Origin of the sequence: Gandjariella thermophila (assembly GCF_005405885.1) — a bacterium.
GTDB lineage: Bacteria > Actinomycetota > Actinomycetes > Mycobacteriales > Pseudonocardiaceae > Gandjariella > Gandjariella thermophila.
This window is the reverse complement of sequence record NZ_BJFL01000029.1, coordinates 47,365-66,594: the sequence shown is the minus strand read 5'-3', so window position 1 is coordinate 66,594 and position 19,230 is coordinate 47,365. Positions and strand designations below refer to the sequence as shown.

Annotated in this window: 18 protein-coding genes; 12 read left to right on the top strand and 6 right to left on the bottom strand. The window is 73.0% G+C overall.

Going from position 1 to position 19,230, the window contains the following annotated elements; all coding sequences use genetic code 11:
• Positions 1-72 precede the first annotated feature (72 nt).
• Complete coding sequence (locus FFT21_RS22050) at positions 73-903, bottom strand: Fpg/Nei family DNA glycosylase (RefSeq protein ID WP_137815830.1); 831 nt, start codon at positions 901-903, stop codon at positions 73-75.
• A gap of 15 nt (positions 904-918) precedes the next feature.
• The gene (locus FFT21_RS22045; protein ID WP_137815829.1) at positions 919-1,764 is read right to left on the bottom strand and encodes a ParA family protein; all 846 of its coding nucleotides are present in this window, start codon (positions 1,762-1,764) and stop codon (positions 919-921) included.
• A 118-nt stretch (positions 1,765-1,882) separates the two neighbouring features.
• Between FFT21_RS22045 and FFT21_RS22040 the strand changes: the two genes are divergently transcribed.
• The 3 genes from FFT21_RS22040 (at position 1,883) to FFT21_RS22030 (ending at position 4,543) form a co-directional block, all read left to right on the top strand.
• Entirely contained in the window at positions 1,883-2,614 is a 732-nt protein-coding gene (locus FFT21_RS22040; protein ID WP_137815828.1) for a class I SAM-dependent methyltransferase, read from the top strand.
• Positions 2,615-2,762: 148 nt separating this feature from the next.
• Complete coding sequence (locus FFT21_RS22035; protein WP_137815842.1) at positions 2,763-4,016, top strand: DNA polymerase IV; 1,254 nt, start codon at positions 2,763-2,765, stop codon at positions 4,014-4,016.
• Between the two features lie 140 nt (positions 4,017-4,156).
• A complete protein-coding gene (locus FFT21_RS22030; protein ID WP_137815827.1) occupies positions 4,157-4,543 on the top strand; it encodes an SCO2097 family morphological protein in 387 nt (128 codons plus the stop codon).
• A 124-nt stretch (positions 4,544-4,667) separates the two neighbouring features.
• Here FFT21_RS22030 and FFT21_RS22025 read toward each other — a convergent pair whose 3' ends face one another.
• From FFT21_RS22025 to FFT21_RS22015, 3 genes are read right to left on the bottom strand one after another with little or no spacing between them, the layout of a single operon-like run.
• A complete protein-coding gene (locus FFT21_RS22025) occupies positions 4,668-7,160 on the bottom strand; it encodes a transglutaminase TgpA family protein (RefSeq protein WP_137815826.1) in 2,493 nt (830 codons plus the stop codon).
• Positions 7,157-8,416 (bottom strand): DUF58 domain-containing protein, encoded by a 1,260-nt coding sequence (locus tag FFT21_RS22020; RefSeq protein WP_137815825.1) that lies wholly within the window; start codon positions 8,414-8,416, stop codon positions 7,157-7,159. Before FFT21_RS22020 ends, FFT21_RS22025 begins: the two co-directional genes overlap by 4 nt.
• A gap of 57 nt (positions 8,417-8,473) precedes the next feature.
• Complete coding sequence (locus FFT21_RS22015; protein WP_137815824.1) at positions 8,474-9,565, bottom strand: AAA family ATPase; 1,092 nt, start codon at positions 9,563-9,565, stop codon at positions 8,474-8,476.
• Positions 9,566-10,075: 510 nt separating this feature from the next.
• Between FFT21_RS22015 and mraZ the strand changes: the two genes are divergently transcribed.
• From mraZ to FFT21_RS29270, 8 genes are all read left to right on the top strand, one after another.
• Positions 10,076-10,507, top strand: coding sequence for a division/cell wall cluster transcriptional repressor MraZ (gene mraZ, locus FFT21_RS22010; RefSeq protein ID WP_137815823.1), 432 nt, complete (start codon positions 10,076-10,078; stop codon positions 10,505-10,507).
• 333 nt (positions 10,508-10,840) lie between these two features.
• Complete coding sequence (gene rsmH, locus FFT21_RS22005) at positions 10,841-11,821, top strand: 16S rRNA (cytosine(1402)-N(4))-methyltransferase RsmH (RefSeq protein ID WP_137815822.1); 981 nt, start codon at positions 10,841-10,843, stop codon at positions 11,819-11,821.
• Positions 11,818-12,465, top strand: a complete 648-nt coding sequence (gene ftsL, locus FFT21_RS22000; RefSeq protein ID WP_137815821.1) for a cell division protein FtsL — start codon at positions 11,818-11,820, stop codon at positions 12,463-12,465. The genes rsmH and ftsL overlap by 4 nt, the downstream gene beginning before the upstream one ends.
• Positions 12,465-14,354, top strand: coding sequence for a peptidoglycan D,D-transpeptidase FtsI family protein (locus FFT21_RS21995; protein ID WP_137815820.1), 1,890 nt, complete (start codon positions 12,465-12,467; stop codon positions 14,352-14,354). The genes ftsL and FFT21_RS21995 overlap by 1 nt, the downstream gene beginning before the upstream one ends.
• Positions 14,355-14,476: 122 nt before the next feature.
• A complete protein-coding gene (locus tag FFT21_RS21990) occupies positions 14,477-14,944 on the top strand; it encodes a hypothetical protein (protein WP_137815819.1) in 468 nt (155 codons plus the stop codon).
• Positions 14,945-14,952: 8 nt separating this feature from the next.
• The gene (locus FFT21_RS21985; protein WP_192909686.1) at positions 14,953-15,519 is read left to right on the top strand and encodes a DUF3558 domain-containing protein; all 567 of its coding nucleotides are present in this window, start codon (positions 14,953-14,955) and stop codon (positions 15,517-15,519) included.
• Between the two features lie 36 nt (positions 15,520-15,555).
• Positions 15,556-16,920, top strand: coding sequence for a PPE domain-containing protein (locus FFT21_RS21980; RefSeq protein WP_192909685.1), 1,365 nt, complete (start codon positions 15,556-15,558; stop codon positions 16,918-16,920).
• A gap of 7 nt (positions 16,921-16,927) precedes the next feature.
• On the top strand, positions 16,928-17,722 hold the full coding sequence (locus tag FFT21_RS29270; protein WP_192909684.1) for an ESX secretion-associated protein EspG: 795 nt from the start codon (positions 16,928-16,930) through the stop codon (positions 17,720-17,722).
• 53 nt (positions 17,723-17,775) lie between these two features.
• On the opposite strand, the gene FFT21_RS21970 is transcribed toward FFT21_RS29270, so the two are convergent.
• Complete coding sequence (locus tag FFT21_RS21970; RefSeq protein ID WP_137815815.1) at positions 17,776-18,234, bottom strand: hypothetical protein; 459 nt, start codon at positions 18,232-18,234, stop codon at positions 17,776-17,778.
• Between the two features lie 126 nt (positions 18,235-18,360).
• Here FFT21_RS21970 and FFT21_RS21965 point away from each other — a divergent pair, with 126 nt between their 5' ends.
• Positions 18,361-19,215 (top strand): helix-turn-helix domain-containing protein, encoded by an 855-nt coding sequence (locus tag FFT21_RS21965; protein ID WP_137815814.1) that lies wholly within the window; start codon positions 18,361-18,363, stop codon positions 19,213-19,215.
• Positions 19,216-19,230 lie beyond the last annotated feature (15 nt).

The following is a 19,230-nucleotide window of genomic DNA, read 5'->3' as shown; positions in this document are numbered from 1 at the left end:
GCGAGCTGTCCCGGCCACGTTACGCGACGGCCCGACCGCCGCGTCGCTTCGCCGGCCCGCGTCACCGGACCCTCACTCGTAACGCCGGCGGGCGAAGCTGGGTTCCGTGGGACGCGGACCGGGCTGGCAGGTCGGGCAGTAGTACACGGTCCGCTCGTCGAGGCCGTGGCCCTGCGGCGCGGCACGCACCGCCGCGCCGCAGCGCAGGCACGGCCGGCCGGCGCGGTCGTAGACCCAGTGCCGGCGCGCGGGTCGGCTGTCGCCGGTGGTGGACCGCGCCGGCGTCCAGGCGTTGCGGGACAGCAACTCGCGGGCCAGCCGCACGGCCTGCCCGGCATCCACCTCCGACACCGGCGTCCACGGTGACACGCCGAGCAGGAAGCACACCTCCGCCCGGTACAGGTTGCCGACGCCGGCCATCACCGTCTGGTCCAGCAGCGCCAGGCCCACCTCCCGGTCGGCCCGCCGGCCCAGCCGGGTCGCCGCCTCGCCGGCCAGCCGCTCGTCCCAGGCCGGGTCCAGCAGGTCCGGGCCGAGGTGCCCGACCAGCCGCACCTCGTCCCGGGTGGCCAGCAGCGCCATGTCGTGCAGCCGGAAGCCGACCGCGGTCCGCTCCGCGGTGGCCAGGATCGCGCGCACCTGGTGGCCGGGGCCACGCCACCGCTCGCCGGGCCGGTACACCCGCCACGCCCCGTCCATCCGGAGATGGCTGTGCAGGCTCGTCCCGTCGTCGAACCGGGCGAGCAGATGCTTGCCCACCGAACGCACGCCGAGCACCACCCGACCCGCGAGGTCCACTGTGGACAGACGAGGGTGGCGCAGCTCGCCGCGCAGCAGCGTCCGCCCGGCCAGTGCCTCGTCCAGCAGCCGCCCGGTCAGGAAGACCGTGTCACCCTCGGGCACCCCCGCCGCACCGGCCTATCCGCTCGCCTCCGCCTCGCCCTCGGCTCGCCCGCCGGCGGCCGGCCTGGCCCGCCGCCGGCTGGCCCGCAGCACCCGCGCCAGCAGCAGGTTGAAGCCGAGCGCCACCTCGCGCGCACCGGGCGTACCCCAGTCGTGGATCGGGATACACGCACCCTGCGCCTGCTGCACGGCCAACCGGTCCGGCAGCGCCACCGGCATCACCAGCGGGCCGAAGATCTCCCGTAGCTCCTTGATCCGGAAGTCGTGCTCGTGCGAGCGCGGCCGCACCCGGTTCACCACCACGCCCAGCGGCTGCAGGTTGTGGTTGTGCGTCTCCCGCTCGGCCTGCACCGCCTCGAATGCCCGCTGCACCCCCGCGACGGCGAACATGGTCGGCTCGGTGACCAGCAGCGCGCGGTCCGCCGCCACCAGGGCGGACCGGGTGAGCTGGCCCAGCGACGGCGGGCAGTCCAGCAGCACGAGCTGGTAGGGCACGTCACCCTCCTCGACCAGCTCGTGGATCTTGGTCAGCGCGTGCCCGAGCTTGCTCAGTTTCTTCGAGCCGGGGTCCGGGTGGTTCAGCGACTCGGTCTCCTCCGAACCGACCAGCACGTCCACCGTGTCGCCCCAGGCGCTCGGCGCCACCGCCGCGCGCAGCGTCGCCGGCTTCGGGCTGTTCAGCACCTCGAACAGGCTCGCCTCGGTATCCCCGGGTTCCAGTGTCGCCGTGGCGTTGCACTGCGGATCGAGGTCCACCACGAGTGTTCGCACTCCGCGGCGCAGCGCGGCCGAAGCCAGACCGAGCACCACCGTCGTCTTCCCGACACCGCCCTTGAGGCTCAGCACAGCGACCGTTTGCACGGGGTGCAGCGTAGTCGCCGGAAAACTTCGGGCCACGGATCACCGGAGCCAACCAGGCCCGACCACGCCGGCCCCGCCGCCGCGTCCGGCCGGAAACCGCACCCTAAGCTTGGCGTCCGTGGGATCCGACGCCGTGCACCAGGTGCTGGACGCCGAACTGCTCGCCGCAAGCGAACGGCGCGGCGGTGAGCCGGCCAGGGTGCTCGACGTGGGCGGCGGTAGCGGGGTCTGGTCCGTGCCGCTGGCCGCCGCCGGATGCCTGGTCACCGTGGTGGAGCCGAGCCCGAACGCGCTGGCCACGCTGCACCGCAGGGCCGAGGACGCCGGCGTCGCCGACCGGATCGTCGCGGTGCAGGGCGACACCGACGCGCTGGGTGACCTGGTCCCGGCCGGAGAGGCCGACGTGGTCCTCGGGCACGGCCTGCTGGAGATCGTCGACGACGCCTCGGCCGCGCTGTCCGCGCTGGCCACCGCCGCGGCGCCGGGTGGAGCGGTGTCCGTGCTGGTGGCCAACCGGTACGGGGCCGTGCTGCACCGCGCGCTGGCCGGCCGGTTGGTCGAGGCGCGCCGGCTGCTGGATGACGACACCGGCCAGCTTGCCGCGTCGGGGGAGAAGGTGCAGCGCCGGTTCGACGCCGCCGAACTGGACCTGCTGCTGGTCGGCGCGGGCCTGGTCGTTGAGGTGCTGCAGGGCCAGGGGGTGTTCACCGACCTGGTACCTGCCTCCGAACTGGACGCCAGCCCGAGCGCCGCGGAGGCTCTGCAGGAGCTGGAACTGGCCGCCGCCGGCCGGTCCCCGCTGCGGGACATCGCCGCCCGGCTGCACGCCCTGGCCCGCCGCCCGCACTGACCGGGCGTCCAGCGGTTACGGCCGGTCGGCGTCCCCGTTGCCCCGCGCGGCCCGGCACGCGTCGCCGCATGGCCGGCCACCGCGCGGCGGCTACACTGACCGCGAGGTCGAACGGGTGTTCGACGGCGTGGCGCGATGGGGCTTCGGCATGGGACGCAGCGGTGACCTGCCCCGCGGGGTCAGCCGGTTCCTGGCCGGCGAGGACGGCTGGCCGGACGACACCGGCTGCCCGGTGCTGCACGTCGACATGGACGCCTTCTACGCGTCGGTGGAGCTGCGCGAGCGCCCCGAGCTGCGGAACCGGCCGGTGGTGGTGGCCGGCGCCGGGCGGCGCGGCGTGGTGCTCTCCGCCAACTACCCGGCGCGCCGGTTCGGCGTTCGCTCCGCCATGCCGGCCGCCCGGGCGATGCGGCTGTGCCCGCAGGCGGTGTTCCTGCCCCCGCACTTCCGGGCGTACCAGGAGGTCTCCCGTGGTGTGATGGCGATCTTCCGGTCGATCACCCCGCTGGTCGAGCCGCTCAGCCTGGACGAGGCGTTCCTGGACGTCGGTGGCGCGTTGCGCCGGCTGCGCGCCACCCCCGGCGAGATCGGCCAGCAGATCCGCCGCCGGGTCGCCGCCGAGCACGGCGTCACCTGCTCGGTGGGCGTGGCGTCCACCAAGTTCGTGGCCAAGCTGGCCTCCGGCATGGCCAAGCCGGACGGGATGATCGTGGTGCCGCACGCCGAGACGCTGGAGTTCCTGCACCCGCTGCCGGTGTCCGCGCTGTTCGGCGTCGGCCGGCGCACCGCGGAGCGGCTGGCCCAGCTCGGCCTGGCCACGGTGGCCGACGTGGCGGCGACCCCGCTGTCCCGGCTGCGCCGCGCGGTCGGCGGCGCCGCCGCCGAGCACCTGCACGCGCTGGCCCGGGGCCACGATCCGCGACCGGTGGTGCCGGACGCCGCGGAGAAGTCCGTCGGTGCCGAGCAGACCTTCGCGGTCGACCACCACGACCGCGACGTGTTGCGGCGTGAGCTGCTCCGGGTGGCCGAGAGGACCGGTGCCGCACTGCGCGCCCGCCGGCTGCGCGGGCGCACGGTGTCGATCAAGGTGCGGTACGCCGACTTCGGCACGATCACCCGGTCCCGCACGTTGCCCGTGGCCACCGATCTCACCCACGAGATCTACCGCACCGCACGGCAGCTTCTCGACGAGCAGGTGCCGCCGGGAGCGGTGCGGCTACTGGGCGTTCGGGTCGAGCAACTGACCGGCGAGGGCGGCTCCGGGGAGCAACTCGTGCTGGATGACGAGACCGCCGGCTGGCGGGAGGCCGAGGCGGCGGCCGACCATGTTCGGTCGCTGTTCGGGTCTTCGGCCGTACGACCTGCGTCGCTGCTGCCCCATGCGGATGATGGCGACGTCTAGATCGGTATCCCCCACCGGTTTGGGTAGTGGAGCCGGCGGGGGAACCGTATTCTGGACGGTGACATCCCCGAAGAGATGCCCGCCGGGACAAGCCCTCGCCTGACCCGACGACCCCGAAGAGCTGTGCCGGAGGAGGAGCCATGCCACTCTCCGAGCACGAGCAGCGACTGCTCGAACAGATCGAGCGCGCGCTCTACGCCGAGGACCCGAAGTTCGCCTCCACCGTCCGCGGAGTCCGGCTGCGTCGACCGTCCCGGCGGCGACGCCTGCAGGGTGCCGCGTTGTTCGTGCTTGGTGTCGCCCTTCTCGTGCTCGGGGTGATGGTGCCGCTCAAGCTCGCCAGCATTCCGGTGGTGAGCGTGTTCGGCTTCCTGATGATGTTCCTCGGCGCCCTGCTCACCCTGACCAGCATCCGTCGGGGCAGCGCGCAGGGCGGCGGCGAGAGCTCGGAGGAGGCGCAGCGCCGTCGCAGCTCGTTCGCGCAACGCATGGAGGAGCGCTTCCGCCGCCGCTTCGACCAGCAGTAGGCGGCCCCGGCGACACGCACGGCGTCCCCTCGCGGGGGCGCCGTCGCCATCCTCGGCGGTTCTCATGCCTGCGGGTGCGTTCCGGTTGTCCGCGGGCGCTTTCCGGTAACGGCGCGGTTTTCGGTTACCCGCGCCGCGCGGGCTCGCGGCCCGGCCGGCGCAGCACCGATCGCGGCATGAGCCGGTCGCGTAGCGACAGCGGCGCGTTGCGGTCCAGGCTGCGCCGCACGTGATCCACCGCCTCGGGCAGCCCGGGATCGGCCGAGCCGCGGCCCCCGTACCATGCCCGTTCCACCGCGCCGACGACCGAGTTCAGCCCCTGCTCGCCCTGCTCGTCCAGGCCGTGGTCGCGCACCATCCGCTGCGCGACCAGGCGCACCGTCTCGCTGTCGGGTGCCAGGGTGCCGCGGTCCGTGGATTCGGCAAGCAGTTCCTGCCACGCCGCTGTGGCGGCCCGCTCGCCGAGCGCGGCCACCACGCGCAGCCGGTTGCGGCGGTGCAGCTCGCGCAGCGCCCACGGGGTGGCGGCCAGGCCCAGCACGACGACCGCCGCCGCCAGCCACCAGGACAGCAGCCCGGCGGCCAGCACGACCGCGACCAGCCAGCACGCCACACCGGCCGGGTCACCGCGGACGATCATCCGGCGCAGCCGTTCCCGCCGGGCCGCCCGCCCCTCGTCGGCGCTCTCGGTGGTGGGCGGGGGCCGGCTCGCGTACCAGCGCAGCGCCGTGAACCCAATGGCCAGCACCAGCACCCCGACCAGCGCCCAGACCAGCCAGCCGGGCTCACCGCCGGCCGGGCGGGCCGGTGGGGTCGGGTTGGGCGCGGCGCCCGGAGCGGACGGGCGGGACGGGGCCGGCGGCGCGAACGTCGGAGCCGGGCTCGGCGCGCCACCCGCCGACTGCTGACCCGGTTGCCCGGCGGCCGAATCGGGCGCCAGGTACGGCGGTACCACCGCACGCCCGTCGGCCAGCGGCGTCGGGTCGAAGATCACCCAGCCGTAGCCGGGGAACTGGACCTCGACCCAGGCGTGCGCGTCCTGCGAGGTGATCGTGCGGTGGTCGCCGTCCTGGTAGCCGGCGGTGAACCCGATCGCCACCCGGCTGGGCACCCCGACCACCCGCAGCATGACGGCCATCGCCGAGGCGTACTGCTCGCAGAACCCGGTCCGGCTGTTGAACAGGAAGTCGTACAGCGCGTCCCCGGTGACCGGCCGGGCGGTCCGCACGGCGTAGCTGAAGCCGTTCGTCGGCGTGGTGAAGAACCGGTAGATCGCGGCCGCCTTGTCGAACTCCGTGCTCGCCCCGGCGGTGAGCTGCTGGCTCAGCTGCACGATCTTCGGGTCGATCCCGCCGATCCGCCGGTACGCCGGGTCGACGTCCATCGGCAGGTCGTCCACGCTGCGGAGCTGCTCGGCGGTGGGTTGGGACAGCGAGGCGTCCTCGACGTAGCGGCCCGGCCGGTGCGGCTGCTCGCTGTAGACGGCACCGGTGGTGCGGTCGTAGCGCCAGTTCTCGCTGACCCCGGTCAGCCCGCGCAGCCGCCCGTAGACCGGCAGCCACACGTCCTCCCAGTTCACCGGCTCGATCTGGACCCGGGTGGTCCGATCGGTGCCGGTGTCCCCCGGCGCCGGCGGCAGTTGCGGGCCCGGCGGCACGCCCTCGGGCATCGGCCCGCCCAGCTCCCAGCCCTGGTTGGGCACGTACTGCCGGAGGGTCAGGGTGCGCAGGTAGGTCGGCGAGTCCAGGCCGCGCACCCGGAACAGCTGCACGTTGCCCTTGTGCTCCAGCATCCCGGTGAGCTGGGTGAACGGCTTGATGCCCAGCCCGCCGGTGGAGTCCGAGCCGAAGCCGCCCGCCCCGCCCGGCAGCCGGCCCGCCGTGCCGATCACCGTCACGTTCGACCCGACCAGCAGCGCCAGCGCCACCGCGACCGCGGTCACCGCCGCGGCCGGCCGCCACTGGGCCCGCCAGGCCCGCGCGGCCGAGGGCAGCCCCACCCTGCCCCGCCACTCCCGCTGCCGCTGCTGCCGGTCCACCGCGAGCAGCGCCGCGAAACCCGCCACCCCGAGCGCGAACGTCCACCACGGCAGCAGCGCGTCGGACAGTGACGCGGGCACCGCGAACACGCACAGCAGCACCAGCCCCGACGCGGCCGGGGTGTCCACCGCCACGGTGAGCACGTCCACCAGCACCGCGACCAGGCCCATGCAGAGCACGACCAGGCACAGCATCGCCGGGGTGGCCGGCACCGGCGGCACGCCGGTCTGTACCTCCTGGATCGACTCGCCCAGCACCCCGCCCAGCTCGCGCAGCGCGGACGGGGTGGGCAGCAGCACCAGCACCGTGCCCCGGGTGAACTCGGAGACCACCAGGAACAGCAGCGCGACCACCTGCGCCGGCGGCACCAGCGGCGCCGGCAGCCGCAGCGAGCGGAGCACCAGCCCGGTGGCCACCACGATGGTCACCGCCACCGCCACGTACAGCAGCCACACCAGGCCCGCGACGACGCCGGCCAGCGCGCTGGACGCGGTGACCACCGCCAGCCCCGCGGCCAGCGGCGTGGCCGGCACCGCCCACTCGGCCTGCCGTTCGTCCTCGCGATGCCGTCCGGTCATGTGCGGTCCAGTTCCGGGTCGCGGGCGCTGCCTGCCCGGCAGAGTGCCTCCCACACCCGGCGCATCGGCGAGTTGGGCCGGGCGATGGTCACGTGCCAGCCCATCGCGCGGAGCACCCGGGCCGCCTCCTCCGGGTCGGGCGTGTTGTCCTCGCCGGTCGCGGTCCACCGGGCCACGTCGATCAGCACCGCCAGGTTCGTCGTGCCGCGTGGCCGGAACCGGCCCAACTCGGCGGCGGACGCGGCGGTGGCCGCGCCGAGCACCGCGATCACCTCCTGGCCGATCCCCGGGTCGCGGCCGAGCACCAGATCCCGGCCGGGGGAGGGCTGCAGCGCGGCGAGCGCGTCCAGCACCACCGAGTCGCTGTGCCCGCCGTCCCCGGCGCCGCCGGCCAGCACCCGGCCGTCCTCGACGGACAGCCGCACCTGCTGGCCGTAGCGGTGCAGGTGCAGGCACACGCTCGCGGTGAAGGACACCGCCCACTCCAGGCTGGACGCCGCTCCGGTGCCCCGGTGCGCGGCCGAGCGGCGGTCCAGCAGCACCGTGGTGCCGCCCCGCCACGGCCGCTCCTCGACCCGCACCATCAGCTCGTCCTGGCGCGCGGTGGACCGCCAGTGCACCTTGCGCAGGTCGTCGCCGTGCCGGTACTGGCGGACCACGGCGTCGTCCTCGCCCTGCCCGGTGCGCAGTCGGATCGCGCCGGCGTCACCGGAGCCCAGGCCTGCGCCGCCGGGCAGCGCGGACAGCTCGACCACCTGTGGCACGACCACCAGCCGGCTGTGGCCGCCCAACTCGCGGTCGTACTCGGCCAACCCGAACGGGTCGGTCACCTTCGCGATCAGCGGGCCGACCTGATGAATGCCGCGCAACATGGGCTGCAGCGGGTAGCTGACCACGGCGTTGCCCCGGCGTGGCAGGTGGTCCACCAGGAACCGGGGCCGGCCACCCATCGCGTACGGCGCGCCGTCCTCTAGCAGCAGGCCACCGGTGGGCAACCGGCCGGTGCTGCGCACCGCCAGGCGCACCTCGGTGACCTCGCCCACCGGCACCCGGCTGGGCAGCAGTTGCCGGTCGGCGGCGAGCCCCACCCGTGCCCGGCTGGCCAGCAGCGCGGCCAGCGCGGGAAGGGCGACCAGCGCGATCGCGATGCGCAGCAGGTCGCGCTCGTTGAGCACGATGGAGCACAGCGCCGCCGCGAATCCGGCGGCGAGCAGGCACCGACCGCGGACCGTCAGCCCGCCCAGTACGGCCCGCATCTCGCTGGTTCCCCCGTTCGCGCACGCCCGCCGCGGCTGGACACCCGCATCGCGCCGCTACCTCGCTCGCCGGAAGGTGTTCAGCCACTCGCTGGTCGGGTCGGCCGCGCCCTGCGGTACCGGCACCCGCTGCACCAGCATCCGCACCAGGTCCAGCGGCGACCGGCGGGCCGCCTGCGCCTCCGCGGTCAGCACCAGCCGGTGCGCCAGGACGGGGGGAGCCACCGCCTGCACGTCGTCCGGCACCACGAAGTCCCGCCCGGCCAGCGCGGCCTGCGCCCGCGCGGCCCGCACCAGGTGCAGCGTGGACCGCGGCGAGGCGCCCAACCGCAGCTCCGGCATGCGCCGCGTGGCTGCGACCAGGTCGACGGCGTAGCGGCGCACCTCCGGCGAGATGATCACGTGCCGGACCGCGGCGACCAGCCGGCGCACCTGCTCGGCGTCGGACACCGGGCGCAGCGCCGTCAGCGGGTCCTCGCCGGCGTGCTCGTCGACCATGGCCAGCTCGGCCTGCGGGTCGGGGTAGCCGATGGACACGCGGGCGGTGAACCGGTCCCGCTGCGCCTCCGGCAGCGCGTAGGTGCCCTCCATCTCGACCGGGTTCTGCGTGGCGATCACCATGAACGGCCGGCCCAGCGGGTAGGTCTGCCCGTCCACGGTGACCTGGTGCTCCTCCATGCATTCCAGCAACGCGGACTGGGTCTTCGGGGAGGCGCGGTTGATCTCGTCGCCGACCACGATGTTGGCGAACACCGGGCCGGGACGGAACTCGAAGTCGCCGTCGTGCCGGTTGTAGATGGACACCCCGGTGATGTCGCTGGGCAGCAGGTCGGGGGTGAACTGGATGCGGCTCACCGTGCAGTCGATCGACCGGGCCAGCGCCTTGGCCAGCGAGGTCTTCCCGACCCCCGGCACGTCCTCGACCAGCAGGTGCCCTCCGGAGAGCAGGGTGACCAGCGCCGTGCGCACCACCTCGGGCTTGCCGACCAGCACGCGCTCCACGTTGGCGGCGATGCGCTGGGTGATCTCGTGCAGCTCGTCCAGCGATTCGGCCGGTCGTGCGGGCGCATGCGGCGCACCCGCGCCTCCGCTCCCACCGCGGCCGTAGGTCTGACCGGAGAGTGCGGTGGGCTGGGTGCTCGGCGTCACTCGACCTCCTGCTGCTGCTCGGTGACCGTGGCCCCGATGGCCCTGCGGGGACCGGTGCGGGCGAGCTGCCCGCCGTACGGGCGATCGTGCCGGCGGCGACCAGCGTCGCACGCAGTGTGTCAAAACTCGGCGAAGAGACCCAGCCCGTCACACGGCGCGAGCAGGTCGCGGCCTCTCCCGGGGACCCACCCGCGACGTCCCACTTTCCACCACCGCCGCTCGACGGTGCGCACCGGGGGCGGATCGGCGGCTGGTCGTTGCGCCCTTCGGGCGCGCGCCTCGGCGGGGTGTCGCGAGCGCGGAGAGTGTCGGTCCGGTATCGACGCGTACCGCCGCACCACCGCCCCCCACTCGACCCCACCGGGTCTACCAGCGTAAACGCCGGGTGAATCGGGTCAGGACGGCTGGCGTCCGCGTTGACTGTGGGGAAAAGTGGGGTACTGTGGCGGCCGGTGGGGCAAGCGGGGTCCCGCCGCCGGTCCACATCGGATCGGTGGGGAGGTGTGTGCCGTGTTCCTGGGTACGCACACCCCAAAACTTGACGACAAGGGGCGGCTCACGCTGCCGGCGAAGTTCCGGGATGCGCTTGCGGGGGGTCTCATGGTCACCAAGGGCCAGGACCACTGCCTGTACGTGTTCCCGCGGGCGGAGTTCGAGCAGTTGGCGCGCAAGGTGGCGGAGGCACCGTTCACTAACGAGGCCGTCCGCGCCTACCAGCGCTACCTGTTCGCCGGCACGGACGAGCAGCGCCCGGACGGCCAGGGCCGGATCTCGATCGCGCCGGAGCTGCGGCGCTACGCGGGGCTCGCCAAGGACTGCGTGGTGATCGGGGCGATCAACCGGCTGGAGATCTGGGACGCCGAGCGCTGGGAGTGCTACCTCGCCGAACACGAGGACAGCTACGCCAGCGCCCAGGAGGAGGTGCTGCCCGGCATCTTCTGACCAGGAGGGGTCGCGCTCGCGCCGCGAGGGAGCCGCGGCGGCGAGGACGGCGGGGCGATCCGGGTGTCGTGAGGCCTCGGTCCGCTCGGCTATCGGCCCTGGCGCAACTTCCCCGGCGCCAGGTCCGACGGGCGGGCGGGGACCTGACGGCACCCGCTCCTGGTTGGGACGCGCCAGGGCGAAGCCCCCCGGTCGTGGCGGGGCGGCCCGTCAGGAAGGTGAGACGCGCGACCACGCCCGAGCCCAGGCGGTGCGAGCGCGCCGCGCGTCAGGAGGGACACCGCCGGGCACCGGCGTCCACCACGGCAGGCGGTACGGAGAAGGGGGTGGGGCATGCCCGAGCCGCCGCGGCACGTTCCGGTCCTCGTGGATCGGGTGCTCGCGCTGTTCGCACCCGCCCTCGCCGACCGGCCGGCCGTGCTGGTGGACGCCACGCTCGGGCTCGGCGGGCACGCCGACGCGCTGCTGTCCGCGCATCCCCGGCTCACCCTGGTCGGCCTGGACCGGGACCCGCAGGCCATCGCCCTGGCCGGTGAGCGGCTCGCCCGCCACGGGAACCGGGTGCACCTGGTGCACGCCGGCTACGACCGGATGCCGGAGGTGCTCGCCGAGCTTGGCATGCCGGATGTCCAGGGCGTGCTGTTCGACCTCGGGGTGTCCTCGCTGCAACTGGACGCCGCCGAGCGGGGATTCTCCTACGCCCAGGACGCGCCGCTGGACATGCGGATGAACCCGGAAACCGGGCTGACCGCGGCGGACGTACTGAACACCTACCCGGCCGAGGAACTGACCCGGGTGCTGCGCGACTACGGCGAGGAACGGTTCGCCGCGCGGATCGCCGCCGCGGTGGTCCGCGAGCGCGACCGCGAGCCGTTCCGCACCAGCGACCGGCTGGTTCGGCTGGTCTACGAGTCGGTGCCGGCGGCCACCCGGCGCACCGGCGGCCACCCGGCCAAGCGCACCTTCCAGGCGTTGCGGATCGAGGTCAACGGCGAACTGGAGGCGCTGCGCCGGGCACTGCCGGCGGCGCTGCACGCGCTGGCCGTGGGCGGCCGGATCGTCGTGGAGTCCTACCACTCGCTGGAGGACCGCATGGTCAAGCGCGCGTTCGCGGACCTGGCCGTCTCCCGCACCCCACCGGACCTGCCAGTGGAGCTGCCCGAGCACGCCCCCCAGCTGAAGCTGCTGACCCGGGGTGCGGAGAAGGCGACCGACGCCGAGGTGGCCGCCAATCCCAGGGCCGCGTCGGTGCGGCTGCGTGCCGCCGAGCGGATCCGGAGGCCGGCGGACGCGAGGGGGGTGGTGCCGGCATGACCGCACCGGAGCGTGTCGGCGACCCGCCGGCCAGGGGACGGGTGAGCGCGCCACCGCGGGAACGGGTCAACCCGGCCCCACCCCGGCGTACCCGCGGCAGCCAGGGCGGCGGCGGTGCGCCGCGGGCCCGGTCCGCGGCCGCCGAGCCCGCGCGGCCGCGCCGCACGCCGCGCGGCGACCGCTGGCTGCGGCTGGTGCCGCGGCGGGCGTCCGCGATCGCACCCAAGGCGCCGTTCGTGATCATGGTGATGGCGGTGCTGGCCACCGGCCTGGCCGCGATCTTGTGGCTGTCCACCCAGGCGGCCACCGACTCCTACCGGCTGGAGACGGCGCGCAAGCAGACCACCGACCTGTCCTCCCGGGTGGAGCAGCTGCGGCGGGAGGTGGCCGAGATGGACTCGGCGCCCTCGCTGGCCAGGCGGGCCCAGGAACTCGGCCTGGTCCCGGCCGGCGACCCGGCCCGGTTGGTGGTGCGGCCGGACGGCACGATCACCGTGTACGGCAGTCCGACGCCGGCCAAGGCCCCGCCGGCACCCCCGCCGACCACGCAGGCCGTGCCACCACCAGCGCCGGCCCCGCCGGCGCCGACCAGCCCGGTGCCCACCACCCAGCAGCAGGGTCGAGCCGGCGGAGGCGGTGGCTGATGCCGCGCGGCCCGGCCGCCCGGCCGGCGCGTCGCCGGCCACCCACCGTGCGCCGCGACCGGCGCACCGGTACCCGCAGCCACCGCGCCCGCATCCTGATCGGCCGGCTGCTCATGGTGCTCGCCCTGCTGGTCGCCGGGGTGCGGCTGGTGCAGGTGCAGGGCTTCGAGGCCACCGCCCTGTCCACCCGCGCCGAGCAGCAGCGGACCACCACCAAGGACATTCCCGCGGAGCGCGGCTCGATCCTGGACCGCAACGGCACCCCGCTGGCGTTCAGCCAGGAGGCCCGGTCGCTGTGGGTGCTGCCCCGGCTGATGAAGAAGACCTGGACCGAAGAGGCGCGGAAGGACCCGTCCCGGGGCAACTTCGACACGCACACCGCCGAGATCGCCGCCACCATGCACCGGGTGCTCGGCGACGCGGTGAACGAGCAGGACCTGCTGGCCAAGCTGCGCGCGGACACCTCGTTCGTCTACCTCGTGGACAACGTGGACCCGGTCAAGGCCGCCCAGATCACCAAGACGTTCCCGGACGTCGGTTCCGAGTACCGGGCCATCCGCGAGTACCCGCAGGGCACCGTGGCGTCCAACATCGTCGGGCTGGCCAACTGGCGTAAGGACCAGCAGCCGCCCGGCACGCACGGCATCGCCGGCCTGGAAAGCTCGCTGGACAACGTGCTGTCGGGCAGCCCCGGCCGGATGGTGGTGGACACCGAGCAGGGCAACAACGACGTGGTCATCCCGGGCACCGAGCGCGACCTGGTGCCCGCCACGCCCGGCTCGGACGTGCAGCTCACCATCGACACCGACGTGCAGTACACCGCGCAGCACCTGATGGCCGACTACGTCCGGAAGACCGGCGCCCGTGACGGCAGCATGGTCGTCATGGACGCGCACACCGGCGAGGTGTACGCGCTGGCCAACGACACCGCCTTCGACCCGAACTCGCGCGTGGTAACCCTCAACCAGCTCGCCAACCCGGCGGTGACCACGCCGTACGAGCCCGGGTCGGTGAACAAGGTGGTCACCGCGGCCGCGGGCATCGAGTACGGGGCGGTCAAGCCGGACACCGTGATCCAGGTGCCCGGCGAGCTACCGGTCGCCGACCGGGTGATCCACGACGCGTGGCCGCACGGCACCATCAACCTGACCTTCACCGGCGTGCTGGCCCGCTCCTCGAACATCGGCACCGTGCTCACCGCGCAGAAGGTCGGGCCGGACCGGTTCGCCGACATGCTGCAGCGGCTCGGCCTCGGCCAGCGCACCGGCATCGGCCTGCCCGGGGAGAGCCCCGGTTCGGTGCCGCCGCGCAACCAGTGGTCCGGGTCGACCTTCGGCAATCTGCCGATCGGTCAGGGCCTGTCCATGACGGTGCTGCAGATGGCCGGCATGTACCAGGCGATCGCCAACGACGGGGTGCGCGTGCCGCCGCGCATCGTCCAGGCGGAGATCAGGCCGGACGGCACCCGCCAGGAGGAACCCCGACCCGCTGGGGTGCGCGTGGTCAGCCCGGACACCGCGAGGACGGTGCGGGACATGCTGCGCGCGGTCACCCAGGACGCGCCGGGCGTGGGTGAGCGGGGCACCGGCACGTCCGCGGCGCTACCCGGCTACCAGATCTCCGGCAAGACCGGCACGGCCCAGCAGGTGGACCCGAACTGCGGTTGCTACAGCGACTCCAAATACTGGATCACCTTCGCCGGCATGCTGCCCGCGGAGAACCCGCGCTTCGTGATCGGCATCATGCTGGACGCCCCGGACTACAGCCGGCCCGAGGGCCGCTCCGCCGCGCCGATCTTCCACGACATGGCCAGCTACCTCGCCCAGCGCTACCAGATCCCGGTCTCCCCGCGACCCAGCCCGATCGTCCCGCTGACCCTTCAGCCCTGATCCGGGACGCGCCGCTTACCTTTCCGCGCGGCTCAGTTCACATTGTCAGAATGCGCCCACTGGCCTTCGTGATCACTGCTACTTTTTGACCATGACGGTCCGGGTCGGCCGAAGGGGGCGCGATGAACATCAGTGACACCACCGGCAGCGCGGCGAACGCCTGGGCGGCGCAGGCCACGGCCGGCGCGTTACTTCCGGGCGTGAGCGGCATCGCCGCCGCCGCCATGGCGGGCGCACAACAGCTCGCCGGCATGGTCCGCTCCGGCGCGCTCCAAGTGGACCCGGCCCAGCTCCCCGCAGCGATCTCGGAGATCGAAGCTCTCCGCGACGAGGCGAACGAAGCGCACGCGGCGGCACGGCGTCTGGCAGAGACACCGCCGAAGTTCGGCACGAGTCCGGTGGCGCAGGTGATGTCGCAGCGGCTGGTCCGGGTGGCGTCCGACGAGCGGTACGGGGGCTCTCAAGCATGGGCATACCTGAAGTACGCGGATGCCCTGCAGGCGGTCATCGACGCGCTGAGCGAGGTCAAGAGGCGCTACGAGACCGGTGAGCAGGCCAGCGCAGATGTGTTCCGGAAGCAGGGAGCTTGATGAGACGGATGACCAAGCGAACCGGCGGGACGGCGGCGCTGGTGTGTGCCGGGCTGCTGGCTGCGGGTTGCAGCAGCAGTATCGGCGGCGAGCCCTCGGCGACTCACACGGCGGATTCCCGGACCGCGTCGTCCGCGCCAGCTACATCCGCATCGGGGTCCGCCAGCAGTTCGCTCGCCAACGTCGACCCCTGCACTCTGCTCACGCCGCAGGCGACGCAGCAACTCGGCGTGATCAAGAACGGCCACCAGCCGACAATCAAGGATCAGTCCCTGGCCGGCATCTGCGAGTGGAACACGGATAAGGCACAGATCGCGGTTGCCTTCGACTTCAAGCGCACGTATGCCGACCCGTCGATCCCCGGCGTAGATCGCTTGCAGCGCACGCAGATCGCCGGCCGTCCGGCGGTGCTTGGCGACAACCTCGGTGATGGTCACGGGTGTCTCGCGCGGGTGGAGGTCGGGACCGGCCAGGTGGTCGACGGCGATGTTGAGCCCAATCGCAGCGGTTTGATTGATTCGTGTGCGCTGTTGAGGCAGGTAATGGACCTGGTGATGGCGCAGATTCCGGCTTGAGCAGCAAGGGGGGTTCTCATGGGGTGGATCAACAGCATGAGCGACGCGGCCGTGCGTGGGGTGTTGGACGCGGAGGGCGACGGGCTGCGCGGCGGCGTGGCGAGGATGGACCCGCCCGCGTTGACCGAGACGTATCACTGGCAGGGCTTTCGGCACCGGCAGCTCTACGACATGGTGCACACCGACAACGATCCCGGTCGGGCAGGCGAGTTTGGTGAGACGTCCCGGCAGATCGGCCAGGTGATCGGCGCCCACCAGCAGCGGTTGACCAGTGCGTTGGCCAAGGCGGGGGTCTGGCAGGGCGCGGCAGCCGACCAGGCCACCGCCGCGTTACAGCCGCTGGCGAACTGGAGTCAGACGGCGGCGGCCACGTCCGGCTTCTATGCCAACCGGGTGGCGCTGCAGGCGAATGCGGCGCAGCAGGCTCGCGACGCCATGCCGGAACCCGTGGACTTCGACCCCAAGCAGGTCTTCCTGCAGAGTTTGCACAACGATCCGTTCAACGTGTTCAAGGCGGGCACCGACGTCTACGTCAAGTACAAGCAACAGCAGCAGGCCGAGGAGCAGGCTCGGCAGGTGATGTCCACATTGGAGTCCAGCTCGCGGTCGGTCGACACGAGCACTCCACAGTGGACGGTGCCGCCGGACGCGACCGCTGGTGGCCCAGCCCAGCCGGGTCAGCAGCCGCCTCCGGGGTCGCCGCCACCGCCCGGCGGCCAACCGCCGCCCGGGCCGGGAGGGTGGACTCCGCACCAGTGGGGCACGATCGACGGACCCGGCGCAGGTGGAGGTGGCACCACCACAGGGCCGAACCCCGGGGGCCGGACGTGGACTCCGCCCGGTCCGACGACGGGCACCAGCGTGGCCGCAGCCGGTCCGCCGCCGGGTAGCTGGGCGCCCCCGGTCACGAGTCCGTCGCCGACGCCGGGACCGGAGCCGATCGGGCAGCCGCCGGCCGGGTTCGGCCCGTGGTCGCCGGTATCGCCGGTTGGCGGCGAGGAATTCGGTTCCGGTGGTCGCGGCACGGGTACCGGCTTCGGTCCCGGTGGTCGCGGCACGGGAACCGGTTTCGGTCCCAACGGCCGCGAGTCCGGAACGAGCTTCGGGCCGCGGGGCAGCGCCGGCGGCGTCGAGGCGCGGCCGGGCACGCAGGGACCGGGCAGCCGCACCGGCGTCGGCTCCGGGGCGCTCGCCGCGGAGGAAGCGGCCGCCAGCCGTGGGGCTGCCGGCGCACGCGGTGCCGCCGGCGGGCCGGGCGCGATGGGCGGCACCGGCGCGGGTCGCGGCAAGGGCGGCGAGGACAAGGAACACCGCCGGCCCGCGTACCTGCTGGAGACGGACGACGTCTTCGGTGACGGTCGACGGGTGGCGCCGCCGGTCATCGGCGAGGAATTCGAATGAGCGGTCGGTGAGCCTGGACAGTGGGCTGTGGCTGGACGACCTCGAACTCGACGTGCTGTGGCATCTGGCCGGTGGTGGGCGGGTGCCGTATCCGCTGGAGATCACCTGGCACGGTGTCACCGGTTCCGAGCGGCGCGTGCTCGAACAACGGGCGCTGGCCGGCCTGCGGACGCGAGGGCTGGTCGAACGTGGGCCGCGTGGGCCACGGCCGGCACCGGAGGTCGAGGACGTCTTCGCGCTGTTGGCGCGGCCACGGTTGACCGTCGACGCGTTCCTTGGCTTGGACGACCTGGTCCGGGCGGTCGCGGCGAGTTTCGGGCGGGCGGCGGTGCTTGCGGTGCAGACGGCGGACGGTACGACGTTCCGTCGGATTCGGTCCACCAACCTGGTCGGCGAGATCGTGGGACTGTTGCCGGCGCGGCCAGCCGGTCGCGGGTATCCGGTGAGCGTGCCCGCCGAGGTCCTTGCCGAGGCCACCGATGCGGCGGGCGGTGAACCGGGACGCTTCGAGGCGTTGCTGAGCCGAGGCGGGGTGCCCGGCAACCAGGCCCGTGCATTACTGGTCGCCGCACAGGGCGCCACCGGAAGCGGCCAGTTCGGGGCGACGGCGTCGGACCGGGTGCATGGGCTGCGCCGTGCCAGCCGGGTGGTGAGCTGGTTCGACACCGAGGAGGGCCGGTTCTTCCTGAGCAACCGACGCGGCATGGACGGTCGTGTGTGGACCACCGTGGTGGGCGCTGATACCCCCAAGCTCATCCAGGCCGTGACCGAACTGGTGGCCGAGGTCGATCCGGACGCATGAGATGACCGGGCGACGCGGAGGGGTAGGACACGTCGCCCGGTCGGCTTGTGGGGTCAGGCATGCCCCGCGCGGGCACAGGCCAGTGCGACGGCGAGGTGCCCGGCGACCTCGGGGGAGAGCGTGGCCGACGGGTAGCCGTGCACGCAGAGCTGCACCTGGTTCTTGGCCGGCTCGGCGAGCACGATGATCGTGCAGTCGTCGTCGTTCTTGGCGTTGCGGCCCTTCACCATCCAGCGGTTGGGCGTCTGTCGCACCGTCTGGGCGAACGCGGAGGTGTTGCACGCCGCTTGCAAGGTCGCCTCATCGAGCACGCCCAGTAACCGAAGGGCCTGCGTGATGCCGAACCGGACCGTTCTGCCCCCGGGCCAGCTCAGCACTACCTCGTCGTTGTCAACCGCCACCTCCAGCGTGATCCGCTCGACGCGGTCGTGACAGCTCACCCCGACCGGAGCCCTCTCGGCGAACGAGGACGGTCCAGGCATCTCGAAGTTGGTCAAAGCGTCCCCTGTCATAGTCCGACTGGATCAAGAGGCTCACAGTAAGCGTCGCATCGTGCAACTCCCACAATGGTCATCCTTTCGAGGGATTCTTGTTCAGCGACGCCCGCGCTAGCTTGCTACACCGAAGGAGGATTGATCATGGCTTCTGCGCAGAGCCCCACCGTCCGTCGTCGTCGCCTGGCAGGCGAACTGCGCCGTCTACGCGAGGCGCGGCAGATGACCTGCCAGCAGGTCGGCGCGGAGCTGGACTGGTCCAAGTCGAAGGTCTCGCGAATGGAGACGGGCCACGTTCCGCTCAAGATCACGGATGTCAGGGCGATGCTGGAGCTGTACCAGGTGCCTCCAGCGGAGCGGGAAGCCCTGATCACGTTGGCCAAGGATGCCAAGCAGAAGGGCTGGTGGCACGCGTACGGCGACGCGATCCCGAACTGGTTCGAGACATTCGTCGGTTTGGAGGCCGAGGCGGCCTCGATCGACAACTTCGAGATCGACTTGCTGCCCGGACTGCTGCAAACCGAGGACTACGCCCGTGCGATGTACCAGGCCGCCCGGCCGACCGTCGCCGAAGAGGAGGTCGAGCGGCTTGTTCGGCTTCGGATGGCCCGGCAGGAGCGGATCACTGGTGAGAACCCTGTGCGGTTGTGGGCGATCGTGGACGAGGCGGCCACTCGCCGCGTCGTGGGACATGCGGGACTCATGCGCCTCCAGTTGGAGCATTTGGTCGAGATGGGCCGCCTCCCGCACGTCACGGTGCAGGTGTTGCCCTTCTCGGCGGGAGCGCACCCGGTCGTGGGTACTCCGTTCGCGATCCTCGGCTTTCCTGAGGCCGTCGACCCTGACGTTGTGTACATGGAGAGCCCGACAGGGAGCCTCTATCTGGAGGAAGCGACCGAGGTTGACTGGTATAGGCTCGCTTTTGACCATCTGAAGTCGGCAGCCCTGCCGGATCATGAATCGGCTCGCTTCCTGGCGCAGGTGGCGAAGGAGTTGTAGCCGCCGGTGAGAGGA

Excerpts from the sequence above, each read along its gene's own strand:
- FFT21_RS22030 (WP_137815827.1), top strand. The coding sequence starts at position 4,157 with ATGCCACTCTCCGAGCACGAGCAGCGACTGCTCGAACAGATCGAGCGC.
- FFT21_RS22020 (WP_137815825.1), bottom strand. The coding sequence starts at position 8,416 with ATGCGGGCCGTACTGGGCGGGCTGACGGTCCGCGGTCGGTGCCTGCTC.
- ftsL (WP_137815821.1), top strand. The coding sequence starts at position 11,818 with ATGACCGCACCGGAGCGTGTCGGCGACCCGCCGGCCAGGGGACGGGTG.
- FFT21_RS22035 (WP_137815842.1), top strand. The coding sequence starts at position 2,763 with ATGGGACGCAGCGGTGACCTGCCCCGCGGGGTCAGCCGGTTCCTGGCC.
- FFT21_RS21965 (WP_137815814.1), top strand. The coding sequence starts at position 18,361 with ATGGCTTCTGCGCAGAGCCCCACCGTCCGTCGTCGTCGCCTGGCAGGC.
- FFT21_RS22025 (WP_137815826.1), bottom strand. The coding sequence starts at position 7,160 with ATGACCGGACGGCATCGCGAGGACGAACGGCAGGCCGAGTGGGCGGTG.
- rsmH (WP_137815822.1), top strand. The coding sequence starts at position 10,841 with ATGCCCGAGCCGCCGCGGCACGTTCCGGTCCTCGTGGATCGGGTGCTC.
- FFT21_RS21995 (WP_137815820.1), top strand. The coding sequence starts at position 12,465 with ATGCCGCGCGGCCCGGCCGCCCGGCCGGCGCGTCGCCGGCCACCCACC.
- FFT21_RS21970 (WP_137815815.1), bottom strand. The coding sequence starts at position 18,234 with ATGACAGGGGACGCTTTGACCAACTTCGAGATGCCTGGACCGTCCTCG.
- FFT21_RS21985 (WP_192909686.1), top strand. The coding sequence starts at position 14,953 with ATGACCAAGCGAACCGGCGGGACGGCGGCGCTGGTGTGTGCCGGGCTG.
- FFT21_RS21980 (WP_192909685.1), top strand. The coding sequence starts at position 15,556 with ATGAGCGACGCGGCCGTGCGTGGGGTGTTGGACGCGGAGGGCGACGGG.
- FFT21_RS21990 (WP_137815819.1), top strand. The coding sequence starts at position 14,477 with ATGAACATCAGTGACACCACCGGCAGCGCGGCGAACGCCTGGGCGGCG.